11 protein-coding genes and 1 pseudogene are annotated in these 14,174 nt (G+C 54.0%); 6 read left to right on the forward strand and 6 right to left on the reverse strand.

All coding sequences use genetic code 11. The features are described from left to right. Window positions 1-69: 69 nt before the first annotated feature. Both GWG54_RS16045 and GWG54_RS16050 read right to left on the reverse strand, forming a co-directional pair. A pseudogene (locus GWG54_RS16045) lies at window positions 70-342 on the reverse strand (winged helix-turn-helix transcriptional regulator); the annotation flags it as partial. A gap of 294 nt (window positions 343-636) precedes the next feature. After that, window positions 637-828, reverse strand: a complete 192-nt coding sequence (locus GWG54_RS16050; RefSeq protein ID WP_209438489.1) for a MarR family transcriptional regulator — start codon at window positions 826-828, stop codon at window positions 637-639. 220 nt (window positions 829-1,048) lie between these two features. Here GWG54_RS16050 and GWG54_RS16055 point away from each other — a divergent pair, with 220 nt between their 5' ends. Together GWG54_RS16055 and GWG54_RS20955 are read left to right on the forward strand one after the other, a co-directional pair. After that, on the forward strand, window positions 1,049-1,351 hold the full coding sequence (locus GWG54_RS16055; RefSeq protein ID WP_167938727.1) for a hypothetical protein: 303 nt from the start codon (window positions 1,049-1,051) through the stop codon (window positions 1,349-1,351). A gap of 517 nt (window positions 1,352-1,868) precedes the next feature. Beyond that, window positions 1,869-4,409 (forward strand): hypothetical protein, encoded by a 2,541-nt coding sequence (locus GWG54_RS20955; RefSeq protein WP_167938728.1) that lies wholly within the window; start codon window positions 1,869-1,871, stop codon window positions 4,407-4,409. Here GWG54_RS20955 and GWG54_RS16065 read toward each other — a convergent pair. Then, complete coding sequence (locus GWG54_RS16065) at window positions 4,406-5,068, reverse strand: hypothetical protein (RefSeq protein WP_167938729.1); 663 nt, start codon at window positions 5,066-5,068, stop codon at window positions 4,406-4,408. The two genes, GWG54_RS20955 and GWG54_RS16065, sit on opposite strands and share 4 nt — an antisense overlap. Window positions 5,069-5,385: 317 nt before the next feature. After that, window positions 5,386-6,666 carry a Cdc6/Cdc18 family protein gene (locus GWG54_RS16070; RefSeq protein WP_209438490.1) on the reverse strand — a complete coding sequence of 427 codons (1,281 nt, stop codon included), beginning with the start codon at window positions 6,664-6,666 and terminating at the stop codon, window positions 5,386-5,388. 574 nt (window positions 6,667-7,240) lie between these two features. On the opposite strand from GWG54_RS16070, the gene GWG54_RS16075 reads away from it, so the two are divergent. Continuing rightward, window positions 7,241-7,912, forward strand: coding sequence for an HNH endonuclease (locus tag GWG54_RS16075; RefSeq protein ID WP_245242840.1), 672 nt, complete (start codon window positions 7,241-7,243; stop codon window positions 7,910-7,912). A 669-nt stretch (window positions 7,913-8,581) separates the two neighbouring features. Continuing rightward, window positions 8,582-9,781, forward strand: a complete 1,200-nt coding sequence (locus GWG54_RS16080; protein WP_167938732.1) for a hypothetical protein — start codon at window positions 8,582-8,584, stop codon at window positions 9,779-9,781. A 977-nt stretch (window positions 9,782-10,758) separates the two neighbouring features. Here the strand turns inward: GWG54_RS16080 and GWG54_RS16085 are convergent. After that, entirely contained in the window at window positions 10,759-11,730 is a 972-nt protein-coding gene (locus GWG54_RS16085) for a hypothetical protein (protein WP_167938733.1), read from the reverse strand. Between the two features lie 323 nt (window positions 11,731-12,053). Here GWG54_RS16085 and GWG54_RS16090 point away from each other — a divergent pair, with 323 nt between their 5' ends. Then, entirely contained in the window at window positions 12,054-12,866 is an 813-nt protein-coding gene (locus GWG54_RS16090) for a ParA family protein (protein WP_167938734.1), read from the forward strand. Continuing rightward, window positions 12,863-13,282, forward strand: coding sequence for a hypothetical protein (locus GWG54_RS16095; protein WP_167938735.1), 420 nt, complete (start codon window positions 12,863-12,865; stop codon window positions 13,280-13,282). The genes GWG54_RS16090 and GWG54_RS16095 overlap by 4 nt, the downstream gene beginning before the upstream one ends. 484 nt (window positions 13,283-13,766) lie before the next feature. Here the strand turns inward: GWG54_RS16095 and GWG54_RS16100 are convergent, their stop codons facing one another. Further along, a complete protein-coding gene (locus GWG54_RS16100; protein ID WP_167938736.1) occupies window positions 13,767-13,934 on the reverse strand; it encodes a DUF1931 domain-containing protein in 168 nt (55 codons plus the stop codon). Window positions 13,935-14,174: the final 240 nt, after the last annotated feature.

Here is a 14,174-nt window from a genome sequence, read left to right on the forward strand (position 1 = left end):
GAGCGTCGGTACTGATGGAAAATTGAATGTCACAATTTCGATGCTGCCGCTGTCTTGCGTTCAACACTGCATCTGATCATGATCTTGGAGTGTTTCTGTGATCTCACCGAGTGCACTACCCTCGACTTTGAGCTGCATCACTGCCGTGACGTCGTACCCGGCAGCATCGTAATCGACGATCGGTGTGTATCCCTGGATCACACCTTCCTCCTCGAGATCTGAAAGGTGATTCGAGACTGTCGTGACGGACACATCGAGCTCTTCAGCAAGACTCCGAAGGCTCGCACGTCCATCCGTGAGGAGTTCATTGACCAACTCAGCATCCAGATTCTCGTAAGTCATTAAATAAAACAGCAGACGTATCCTATTAGAAATTTACGAATGTCCATGATGCCACCTTCTAGAAAGTCATCTACTATACTCAGATTGCTCGCCGAAACGAAGTAGCGATGCGAATGTCGATCCATATGCATTGAACGACGTAGTCTCAACTCGTCCAATGGAGAAACCACGGATATGATCTCGATGAACGTGTCCTACCGGTCCCGCTGAGAGTCATAAAGAAGGCTGCGTACTCCTTCGTTCGCCGCTAGGTTCTCTCGGAGTCCGAGATACGTCTGGAGATGTCCGTCTTCATTATTCTTCACGTGGATCGTCGACAAGATGCCAGAATGCCGTTGGTTCATGGACGTATTCGATCTTACCCGCTGCATGGAGCTTATCAAGCCGCTTTCCGACTGTTGGGCGCGTTGAATCAAGCTCATCGACAAGATATCCAGTCGTTGCGTAGCCATCGGTAGATGCGAAAACGTCCAGGACGTCGTGCATTAGTGGGTCAATTCGTAGAGTCACTTTCTGCACTGTAATTCGACCTTGGTTATAGTAATAGAGGCTACTACTTGTCTTTAATGGTAGAAAACACGATTGGTCTTTACTATCCGTTAAGTATAAGTGTACTACTCGCATATTGTAGAGCAAGCACGGGACGCCTTGGAAAATCCCAGAGGCCGGTGCTGGAACACCGACCCCGTGCTGGCGCAACCAGCATATGAGCATACAACCGCAATCCCACGAAACGGTTTCGGCTCGCAGTCGCACCGACCACCGACCAGACTACATTCTCATTGGCATCGATACCGAGGGCGCACACCACGTCTACCGTACCACAGACGAAACCGTCTACATCATCTCCGACAGTAATCGCACCCATCGCTACGACCTCAACACCGTCGATCGGCGTATCAACGACTGGATCGAGTACGTCACAGTCAAACGTGGCTTCGAGAGCCAACACCTCTACTCGAGTCTCACGAACTCACTCTTCGACGCATTCGAAGGTGACGACCAATGAAGGTCGCTACCACTCCCACGCAACTCCTCAAGGGATTCCCGGTCGGTCCCCAACCCACTGCGTGTCAACACTGTGGGGACACTCTCCAAGAAGGCGACCGCGCGACCGTCTTCGCCGCCCGCCCAGCCGACTCAGACCAGTGGGCAATCCATCGCCCCTACTGTACGACCTGCAGTCCCAACACCATTCGCCATCCAACAGTCGGCTGTACTGAACTGCTGGCCGAGTGCCGACTCGGCACCCGCGCTGATCTAGCTACTCAGCAGATCCGACTGGTCGTCCTCGAGCCCGAACTCAACGACTCGAGTCCACCCACCAATAGGGCCACCGACCCACGGGCGATACCCGTTCCGAACCGGTGACTCCCTGACCACGCACTCGCGCCGGCAGCTCCCGAGCCACTGCGCTCGCCTGTCCGCACCCACCACCGTTGCCTTCAGGACTCGATGGCACGCCACCCCACCCAGTCAGCACGCCCACAGCGCACACTCGGACTCCCACTCGAGGTGAGTCCACCGTGACCGACACGGGACTCACACCGACCCAACAGCCGCCACTCTCGCCAGCGGCCAGCCTCGAGATTGCTACCGAACCCGTTTCCGAACTCTGGAACCAGTTGTTCGACCAGCAGTCGATTCGAAACAGATTCATTCGCGCCGTCCGCCGGTTCGCTGACGGCCGCACTGTCTCCGAGTGTTACGAGGCCCTCGAGGACCAGCAGATTCCCTACTGGCTGCGCTCGCGAATACTGGACGTCGCCCGCGGGAACCGACGGGAAGCCTGGCGGCTGGCCGCCGATCTCGTGCCAAACCTCGGGCGGGGCCATGCGAGTCTCGAGGATCTGTTCGCGACTGCCGGCTTCTTCGCCACTAATGTCCCCAATGAGCAGCCACCGACGCTCGCGGTGACCATCGGCCGCGCGTTTGAGGATGCGCCACGACGCAAACACGAGTCGATCTGTCGTCTGCTCGACGTCCTCGCTACTGGCTTCGATATCCGCGTCGTCGCGACCGGTCGCACTCAGCACTGGCTCGCGCGAGAGCATCGCGAAGAGCTGCCCGGCGTGAGCGAGTGGCGAGAGACACACCATCCTACTGGGGACCAAGTGGAGCAAGCGCTCGAGGTACTGGATCCGGACGGCCGCAAGGTCGAACTCCTCCGGCAGCTCGCCGACGAACCTGCCCAGACGCTCTCGAGGCACGCTCTGCGAGCGATGCACGACGTTGATCGCAGTCGGATCTCCCAACTCCTTGTCTCCGAGCAGAACTCGCTCACCGAGCTTGGACTGGTCGCGGAATTCGGACCAACGGATGATCGGACGGTTGAGTTACTCGAGGCCGGTCGGCAGTTACTCGAGGAGTTGGACGCCCAAATCGGCCGGCAACAGGAACTGACCGAGGCCGTGAGCGACACCGGAACGTCCTCCACACAGTGCCGTGTAACCCCGCGCACACGAGGGGAAGGAGATGACGACAGTAGCGATGACAGTAACCCCTACCGAACGGCCTACCTCAACCGCCCAGGCCACGTCGGCGCCGTCGGCTGTGGAGAGGCTGGCGACATCACCCTCGTTGAGGCCCCGTTCGACGACCAAACAGACGCTCCGGACCACACTCGGTATGTGAGCTTCGACGGCGATCGGGAGGAAGCCGTGGTTGCTGTTCGGGCGAGTGGGCCCCTGCAGTACGTGGTGAGTCTCGCGACAGCGTTAGCCTCTCCCCGTTTGCTCAACCGAGTTCTCACCGACAGTCGCCTCGAGTCCCTGGAGGATCCGCCAGCGATTCTTCGGGATGCTCGGTGTATCGGTGGACTCTCTGATGAAGCCCTCGAGGATCCCGAAGCACTCCGTGAAGCGTTTATCGAGTGGGGTACCGATCTCGAGGATCTCACGGCGAAGCTTTCGGCTGGCGAGTACGAGGACCGCAATCGGTTCCGTGGATCGATCATGCGGTCGGCTCACGGGCTTGCTGGCTCGATTGTGCATCTCTTCGATGCTCTCGGGATCGACATCGTTCGCGAACTTCGAGTGCCGGCTGGACTTGACACGAACTCACTGAACGAACTCGCAACCACAATCAGTATTGCGACGGCAATTCAGTCGAAATACGGTGCGTTCGCCTGCTACCGGCAGCTGTTCGAGTCTCGAGAAGAGAAGCGTCAGACGGCTCTCTCGCCGACTGTCGATGCCGACGATCCGCTGGGGATGCTCATCGGCTCCGTAGTCGTTCGTAGTGAAGATGTCCATCGACTCCGCCCCAAGCTCGAGCAATCGCTCGAGACGCCAGCAGCACTCGCTGAGGACGCTCCCGAATTCGCGGTCCACGTCTCCCTTTCGACGGTCGATCGAACTGCCTACGCATCAGCTGCGACGCGACTCCTCCAGTCCAAGAATCTGCGACCGACTCGAGAGGCTGTCTCGTTGCTCCACGCATTGACCGGCTCACCGTACGCCACTGCTCAAGCACTCCAGCAACTCGCCGGCGAGGACAAGCGTCGAGAACTTCGTCCAGACGAACTCCGCTATGCGCTGGGAACGCTCGAATCGGAACAGCTACTCTCCAATCTCCCACCGGCAGTTGGCCGAATCGTCCACACACTTCTCACAGCTGAAAGCTGCCTCTCACAGCGCGAACTTGCCAACCGAGCAGAGATCTCAACACGGACGATCCGGAACTATCGCGACCGACTCGAGGCGCTCGACCTCATCCGTGTTGATGAAAATGGGTATCGCCTGACGTTATCATTCCAGACTACCACCGAACGCCGCAATTCCGTCGTTCCAACCGCCCTCGAGGAAAACCAGACGCTCCTCGATGCAGCCGATGCATTGCTCGAGACGCTCCTCCAGCCAGATCGGTACGGCGATCCCAACGACCCGCTCGGCAGTGCACTATTTTGGCCACCAGATCCGGGGCGGTTACTCGATCATCCGATGATCGGCTCATGGATGCGATTAGCAGCTGCTCTTACAGCGACAAAACCCACTGAGGACAGCCAGGCGATTATGGGCCCACCGATTGAACAGCAAGCGCTCTTACGTACGACTCCTACGATCTAGGCGCGGTTTTTGTCGCACCACTCCTCGAACGCGTTCTCAAACTCGCTGAACAGGTTCCGATGGAAGCTACCGATATACGGGAGTGGGTATCGTTGATCCTCGTCCGAGGCATGGACTAAATAGTCACTAGCGCTATCAAGATCGCCTTTTGGCGTCGCTTCAAACTCTCGTTTTTGGAAGTGCAACTGATAGCAGTCGCTTCCATTTTGAGTTCCTTCGTACTGAACGCTGAGACACCAGTAGTCGCCATGCTGGAAGTCGTTCCGTAGTCCCCAGAGAAACGTTCCTCGCCGAACATAGTCTGGCGCAGCCTTGTTATCTCGCGCCGGAAGGAAATACCCCTTCTTGATATGCCGATTCAAACGCTTGTTTAGGATAGATCGGATCTGTTCGTTGTAAGAGTACAGCGATGAAACATAGTTGTGAACTCGCCGATAAACCTCATTTTCTACATCTGTCTTGTCAGCACCTTCCTCGACGATGATCGTTCCTGTGGTAGAGATATCATCGCAGATCTGAGCCAGCTCGTGAAAATTTCCGTGGACGATATAGGCTGATGATCGCGCTCGTGTGAGGTCACGGTCGGTAATCGGATCCGTCGGCCCCTCCGTATGACCTAATAACTGGTCGATAGTATTCGTAGAACCAGACTCGCCCATTAGAAATATCGCTACTCGTCGTCAGAAGCGCTCGACATTTTCGCTGCAGCTTCACGGTCCTTCAGAAGTTGCTCCTTGGACTGGCCAGTCGTCTCAGCCAGTTCGTCTACAGTAGGGATATTCTTCAGGGCCATCTTCTTGGCTTATATTTGCCGTTTAGCCAATTATACCTTTCGCACAATCAGCAATCCACGCTACCGACTCCGATGAGTAACCGTCATCTCGATTCATCGAACTCACTCTGATTGGTTTTCAGCAGGCAGATGCTCACGCGCATTTCGCAAAGTGCTCGAAATATGGAGCAGTCGTAAGAGAAGTCACTCCTTGATTCCCCGGACAGAGATGTCCAGCCAGTCGAGATCGCGATCTTCGAAGGCGTCTTTCACTTTCTGTGGATTGACGTCATCACTAAACTCGTGTTCATTCCACTGTCCACCGCCAGCACCCTTGTTATGGTCGATAGTGTGCACAAAGCCAAACATCACCAGTTTCGAGAGATGATTGAACATCCCGCGTTGTGTGAGTGGGTCCTTCCCGGTTGTATTATAGGAACGAACCACTCGCGAGTAGGCGGCGTGAATCGTACGTGTACGGGCTGGCGTGAGTCCCGTCTCATCGAGATGAGCGAGTGCCTTCAGAATGTAGAGTTTCTCATCGTCTTGGTCAACGATCGATTCGACGATGTTGCCATATTCTAAGTCCTTGTCTGCCTGCCGGATATGTCGCTCTTCGATTTGTTCAGAGCCGTTTTCTTCAGCGATTTCTGCCGACCGACGGAGGAGTCGAATTGCTCGACGAGCACTGCCTGACGCCTCTTGATACGCGAGCGCTGAACAGAGTGATATTGTCTCCGCAGTGTAGGCACTATCGTAGAGGGCACGTTCTGCACGAGCGCTGAGGATATCAGAGAGCTCTGTCGCATTATATGCAGGGAATTTAATCTCAGTTTCACATAAACTGTCCTTCACTTTTGGAGAGAGGTTCTTTCGGAAAGTGTAGTCGTTGCTGATTCCGATGACCCCAACACGAACGTTTTCGACATAGCCAATATCTCGAGAACGAGGCAGTTCGTAAAGGAGTGTGTCGTCGTTCCCGATTTTGTCGACCTCGTCTAAAATTACGAGGACAGTTCCCTCGAGATTGTCGAGTTCTTCATACATGATATCATAGACGTCCTGTGGAGCATAGCCGGTCCCTGTAATCCGATTCCCTTTCTCCCGAAGGCGGTTAACGACCCCTACGGCGACTTGGTACGACGAGGTCTTGTGATCACCTGTAGTGAAATTCTCACAGTTGATCCAAACGACATTGAGTGCAATCTGCTCGTCCTCTGGAAGTTGATCGTTCTTCCGCTTGATGTCGCGTTCAAGATTTTCTCGAAGATACTTTGTCGCCGCAGTCTTTCCTACACCCGTATCACCATAGAGAAATGCATTCTGCGGTGGTCGACCCTTGTAGATAGGCTTGAGAACACTCGTGTACTGCTGGAGGACATCGTCCCGACAAAGGATTTCATCAGGAGTATAATCTTCTTCGAGGACGTCGGCGTTCTTGATTAGCTCGACATCGTCGGCGAAGATTGAATCGACATCATCCATTATAAGAAGGACTGATGTATCCAAGAGCATTAACCTTTCCCGAGTTTCATGAGTTTCTCGAGTTCCCTGAGATCCCCCGTCTCACACAGCGGTTTTCCTGAGTTTCCAGACGAAGGTGAGGATCTCAAAGACATATCTATCCCTCACACAGCGGTTTTCCGGAGTTACTCAGTAGAGGGGATAGTATTCACTTCAAGTCGAGCTCACGGTACTACTACTAGCTATTATAACATTAATGGTAGTAGTAGTAGTTGCCTAGAATAATAGGATGAAACAGCTATCTGAGATACTCCTAACAGCAGTTTCTAAATACAGATGTTAGTGAACCATCTTTGTTTATATGTAGACATCACTGGAGACGGTCATAGCCGAACAGACAAAGAACATTAACTCAGGAAAACCGCTGTGTGAGAGAAGAGAAGGAATCGTCAGATAGAGTTATTTCAATCTCAAAGACATCACTCACAATTTCTCTCAAGAGACGGTAAGGGTTCTACAGAGCTCTATCTCTCCCAGATTCTGCTATTATCACAAAGATATAATGTCCTCTAAAGGAGCTATCTCGAAGACAGGGATGCAATCTCAACCTGAAGTAGATCCAAGATGGGATGATCCAAACTCATACGATGAAGATCTCCCGCCAGACTGGGATGCACGACGCCGACGCGTCTATCGGCGCGACGACTGGACATGTCTGGAGTGCGGTCGTCAGAGTGGACCACATGCAAACGGAGATGGTGTTCGGCTCCATGCTCACCACATGTCGCCGCGATCCGAGGGCGGTTCGAACGCCCTCTCAAATCTCACTACGCTATGTGAGCCGTGTCATGATGACAGCCACGAGCATGATATCTTCGGCGATGACTGGGTTGGTGAGCCGGATCGGGGACACAGCCCAGAAACCTCTACCAGTACGGGTCGAGCTGGGTATGCAATTGCTGCAGCTGTTGGATTGTTCGCCGCCATCAATCTCTTCTTGATTGTATTCGCCATCGAGGCTCTCACCGAGCTTTCGACGCCCGAACTCGTTGGCGCGTTTCTCCTTACCTCGATCGTGGTCGCCGGGTTGACGATTATCACTCCAACGAGGATCTGGCAGGCTAACTCGGTTGCTCTTGGTCTCTATGCTCTCGGTGTCTGGGGATCAGATATGCAGGCCACCGATCCTAGCGGGATCTTCTTCCTTTCACTCGCGGCGATACCGTGGCTATTCCTTTCGGTTGGCCTCTTTTTCAGCAAGATCTGATCATATCTCAAAACTGTATGGGACGTACAAGCTATACAAAATAGACGAGATGTACAAACTATACAAAATAGATTGGACGTACAAACTAGACGGTCTACTGGGTGCGAAAGCGAATCAGAGAGGGGCTGCCGAAAGGTATCGAGGTAGTACGAGAAGAGCGGCCCGATGTTCTCGAGGAGCTTTAAGAAGTCGTCTGTGAAGACAGAGTGTGAGGGAAACACTTACCGGGTCTCAAGATAATCGATCAGGCAGTCAAGTCGCGGCACCGAATGATGGCGTCGTGACTATTCGAGTAGTAACGTTCGGGGGTGGCAGCCCCCGAAGTATGCGTCCACGAACCACAACGCGGACAACGGAGTTCGGAATGAACTTGGCCGACGACGTGATGTCGTCTACTTGGTCCTTGAACGGGCTGAGTAAAAGACTTTTCGTCGGCGGTCGCTGTCTGCAGTGTGGATTTGGGCGCGTTAACCCACCCAAACCACAGAAATGACGGACACGCGAACGACGGCAACGGACGAATCGAACACGAACAACCCTACTTCAAACAAAACTACCGATCGGATCGACTGGAGCGTCCCGAAGAAGCCGTGGAACGATTTCCAGGACCATCTCTCTCAGAATCGGACTAGTGTTCGGGCTTACGAACGGCCAGAACTCGAGCGCGCAATGATCGAGTACACTGATCTTGACGACTCTCCCGAATCAACCATCGACCGGCTTGTCCGAGCTGCCGGACGGCGACCGAAAGATATCGAGGACAGCGACCCAGTTACCAGCGACTCACTAGCGAACGAGGATCGAGTGAGGGTACAAAAGGTGGTCGACGCTGACGTCGCGAATGGGTTCCGAGCGAAGGTGGAGCAGAGCGATGACACATACGGTGTCGAACTCGGTCGGGCACTTCGGAAGTACCTCGAGGACGATCGTCAATCCCGTCTCAATCGGAAACTTGACCGGATCGCCGACGACGCTGAAGGTCTACTCTCGACATTGGCCGACTCAAACAGCGACGGGCTCTCGAGTGTTGAACGAACGACGATCACGATCGCGAACGAACTCCCCGACGTATTCGATGGCGAGACGCTCGAGAAGGCTATCTGTAAGCATGCCGGACGTAGTGATAGCCCAGCGAAACAAACTATCGAGGAATACCGTGAACGCGTGATCAACCACCTGGGAGACGATGTCAAGCGATACGATGATGAGGGCGGTACTACGGAATATCTCCCACCAAAAGTGTGGAGACAGAAAATCGTCGGCGACGTAATCGACACTCTCGGTGGCGACCGGTCTCTTAACACTGCGCCGGCGTTCGATCGCGCCGATGCTTGCCGTGCACTTGACGCGAATGGGATCGAGGTTTCCGAGAACAACCGCGAGCAAGCCAATGCGTTCGTCGAGCAACTGATCGACCGGCTCGGGTTCGAGTACGACGAAGACACTGATGAGTTCCGTGATCCGGAAGATGTTAACGACACGAGCGACCCCGTGGAGGAATCCGAATCCGAGCCCGAAACGGCAGATAGCGAGGACGTTCATCAGAACAGCGACGATCCGGAAAGCAATACTGAACCAGAGACACCAATCGAGGAAACCAGATGGTTCTCTGAGGTTGTCGAATCGATCGTTGATGCAGATCGAAATCTCGTCGCGCTCTGGGAATCGATGGATATCGAGTATGCTCGCGAGTCGATTGCCGATCAGATCACCGACGCTCAGCCAGATGCAACCGCGGGGAGTGTTGCTCCGGAAGAGATCGACGCTGTCGCCGATGAAATCGGACTCACGCTCGAGGAGTGCACAGAGATAGCGCGAACTGACAACGGAAGACAAGTGGCCACTGACGGCGGTGTAGTGAGCGAATAGTCCACACTCAAACAGGGCCGAGAGATAGGCCGATAGACGAATGTGTGGACAACACGTTTCGAGAAGATCGTGATTTTTCGGTTAGCGTCAGCTACGTCTCTGCTCTGTTCTCGAGACCCATATTGATAGCAAGGGGGAGAATTCCTCTCTGCTTCCTCTCTGCTGAGCGAGTGGAACGACATCACCTCGAGAGCACGATGATACGAGTGAAGAACTCACCATCCAGATTCTGGAAGATGGAGAAGCCGTTGCAGAACAGTCGACGACTGCGGAATACGGCGTCGCGCAGACCACTCACTCTGACTTCTGAACTCCACAGGAGCTTTTGTGCGGAGTACTTCGAAACGGGAAGTCGTCAGGGTCCGATTGACCTTGAGCGAACCTCGATTTTCTTTAAGTGGTTCTAGCTACAAGGTAGAGATATAGCAGGGGAGTCGTTTTTGTGCTTCTCAATTCGGTAGCGTAGACTGTCGTCACTACTCGAGGTTTACCCTTACTCACCGTTTATTGAAAATCAGAGATGAGAACTGTTCTATGGCCCCTCTTAGCTGATTGTCGAGACGAGGAGTTTTTCTTCACCTGGAGTTCTGAAAGTGAGGGCGACACGAGGATAGGCAACGGAAACAGCGGAGAATAGCGAGTACACAGTTGGACGGGATGAAGGTAGACAGAAGAAAGACCTGAGCTCCAGCACCCTACCCTCACCAAGTTAGGGTTTCGGTGGTTTCACCACCACCACCACCCTAACTTACTGAGGGTAGGGTAGGGGGGTGCTGGCTTCCAGCACCCCCCTTTTGCTGTTTTGCTTTTCAGCAACAGCACTTACAGCCGTTCTATTGGATATTTATCTAAGGAGGTCTTTCCGTGGGACTCGTTCGGAAAGACTCTCGAAGAAAAAACGTCTCTCAGAAAACCTCGGAAAGACAGCTATAACACGGTCACCAGTAGCCCGGTTCAGCGGAGCCATCAAGTCCGATTCACTCAGCGTGGAATTCCTGGGCCGGGCTAAACTCAGTGAGTTCCTCGATTCGGGTCTCGAGATCATCGATTTCCTCGCGCAGTTCAGCGGCCTCTGGCTCGTCACTGGCGGCTAACTGCTCTTTGAGACCTTGGAGTCGGGTTTCTTTGTGCTCTTCATCAACGTCGGCTTTCCGGACGTATTCTCGATCTTCGATCTCGTAGACCTCACGTGGACTGAGTTCAGTGACCTCGAGGGCTTCATCGACCTTACTGGAATCAACGCTGGTGACACGTTCGCGTGGGATCCCAGCGTCTTCGAGGGTCGCTAGGACTTCCCCTTCGTCGCGCAATGATTTGTACGTTCGACTAGTCCGTTGGACAGATCCGAATTGGGCGTGAATGGGCTGATCATGGTGAACTCGCTCGAGCAAGACGTCAGCAACATCTTGGCGGAGGTCATCGGCATTCCGCTGGACGTCAGATAACAGCGTATAGAGGTTCACCAGTGTGGATGTCTCTTGTCCACTAAGATTGGTCACATCGTGGCGCTCGAGTGCATCAGTAAGGAGGAGTGCGTCAGCATAGATCGCGAGGTCGGGTTCTGTTCGTTCAGTCTCTGTCTCGGTCTCTGGAGCCTGGACGAGCTGGGATGGGCCTGGGTTCTCACTCTCTCGGATCAGCCCCTCGCGCTCATCGATCTCGAATCTGGGGTGGAGACTCAAGACTGCCGCATAGGGTTCGGCGTCGGGGGGTAATCGCTCGAGGTCGAATGTATCGGCTGCATCTCCAATTCGGCGTGCAAGCGTCTCGAACTGGTTACGCTGGAGTGGCCGCTTCTCCTCAGAGTCTGGGAATTCGATAACGATCCGATGCTCCTGGACATCTACGATGTGAAACGGCTTTTTCGATAAGGGTGTCACCAGTGTCGCCTCATCCCCTAACGCCTCACACTCCTCGAGCAGATTACTCCAGGTCGACTGAAACGTCATTAGTCGTGGATAGGGTCCCAACACCGAAAACTCTGCCCTCACTGCTGCTCGTCGATGAATTCAGTCTCTCTTACCTAGTTCTCTTGCTCGCTTTTGGGAGTCCACCACGCGGGGGGAGACATGTTGGCGTGGAGTAGGTCGCAGTGGCGATGTATACGGTGGAGAGGTACCTCTGGGGAGAGCAACGAGAGGCGGGCTCCCCTCTCTGTTTTGCCGAGGATCTAATCTTCACTCCACTGCCTCCGCTATACGATTTTGATCTCCCATTACAGATTTTGACAGTTATCCTGTCTTTTATATCTGGCCGATACAATACGGTTTGTATGGACGAGACAGCCAAGATTAGTGTAGCTCAGCAGAAAGGTGGCGTCGGGAAGACAACGGCAGCGATCAATGTCGCTGGCGCGCTTAACCAGCGTGGTCGGGATGTCCTCTTGGTCGATATCGACCCACAGGGGAATGCAACGGAAAACCTGGGGATGCCAGAGGTCTACGATGACGAGCCCCCGACGCTATTCGATTGTCTGACTGATGCGGAGATGCGCTCGCACGTGACGGAGATCGTCCGTGAACACGAGGAGATGGATGTCATCCCGAGCAATATCGATATGACCGCGGTCGAGCCAGAGCTTACGCTTTCGCGTCGCAGCGGAGAGCAGCTCGATGCCGTCCTCGAGTATGTCGCGGATGACTATGACTACGTCATCATCGACTGCCCGCCTAATCTCGGGAACCTCACGGACAACGCATTGTATGCAGCCCAGAATATCCTCGTGCCAGCACTGGCGGAGTCAACCAGTAAGCGTGCGTTCGAACTCCTGTACGATCACGTCGATCTCCTCGAGGCGGATTACGAGATCGAGATCAACGAGGTTGGCGTCGTTGTCAATCGAATTGACGTCCGGAAGAACCAGGCCCAGCAGATGGTTGAGTGGATCAACGAGGCCTACGACGATGTCCCTGTCTGGGAGATTCGTGAACGGGCGGACATCCAGTATGCTCTCGAGAACGGCACTTCGATCTTCGAATACAACGATGAAGCTGACGTTTGTAAGGCCTTCCTGAACATCGCAGAGAGTCTCGATTCGCAGTTTGGATTTGCGTCACCGTCTGACTCCGAGGTGGTTCAAGCATGAGTGATCGTGCGAGTCGGCTCCGTGAACGACGGAACCGGTCCAAGGAGAAAGTCCAATCGCAGGCTGCGTCTGAATCGGGTTCAGAAGATCGAAGGCCCAAAGAGTCTGAAGAATCAAAACCATCCAAGACGTCCAAAACGGAAAAGACATCCAAGACAGACGAGACAGGCAGCTCGCAGGAATCGACGTCGCTCAAGGATGAGCAGGTCGGCACCTACCTCTATCTCCCAGAGGAGCAGCGAGACGAGATGAACTTTCGCTACAAGATGATCTCTGCAGAGTATGAGCGAGAGTTCGGTGAGAGTCTCGAGAAGAACCGCCACTACTACCCGCTCGTGATTGAGTACGGCTTGGATCGTCTCGAAGGTGCCACTCCCGAGGAGGTCCAGGAACTGCTCAAGGGGCTCGACTACTGAGGCAGTGTCGGCATCCCCACGGGAGTAACAAGTCAAAGTCACTCAAGGGTATTCGGTGAACAATCGGAGCTGATTCAGCTGTTGGTTGTTTCCTCAAGGTCGTCATTGGTGATTGTAGAGAAGGATGTTCCACCACATCTACAGCCATTTCGAGCTCCAATTGGGAGGATTTGCCCATCATCCGTGGTTGTGGATGCATATACGCTCCCACAGTAGTCACAGGTGGCCAAGTGAGATTGCTGTCTTTTATCCGACATGATTTCCTCTCTCTACCACACCAACACACTTGAATTCTACAGGTGCAGTACGCGTCCTCGTTGGTCATTCTATAGACGTAATTATGCCCTGGCTGAGGTGGTAATCGCAAGACGGCACCAAAGCGTCCAGATATCCGAATTTACTCCGATGTCGTCTGGCGATTCAATAGAGCACCTTAAAAACAGGTGAGTGAATTCGAGCAGCGCGGTGAAACTCCCTGAGCGAGCTAGAGGTCGCGGGGCTGGACAGTCCTTCGGTCGTTCGCTTCAGCACGCTGGTCAGCCTCGTCGAGTAGCTCAGTAACTTCGTCGTCGAGTGCCTCGTAGAAATCTGCCGCAACGTTGTAGTCGTCAAGCGCTTCCTTCACAGCTGATTTGACAATCAGGTCTGCCATACGCTTGGAGTGTTCTCTCGTCTTCTGTATAAATATACAGGGACGCTCATCTGTAGAAGCTCATACCCGAGAATCTGTCCCACGATCTCGTGAGCAAGAGCGTCGTTTCGTGCTACACAGCCCTTGGCAGGTGTGAAAGTATTGGATTCTACAGATGAGCATCAAAGGTTTCCTCTCCGGATCCGTCGATGGTACGGCTCGATCTATCTTCCCCAACAGAGCTGGACCACTCGCCAGAGT

This window comes from Natronococcus sp. JC468 (assembly GCF_012163165.1).
Classification (GTDB): domain Archaea; phylum Halobacteriota; class Halobacteria; order Halobacteriales; family Natrialbaceae; genus Natronococcus; species Natronococcus jeotgali.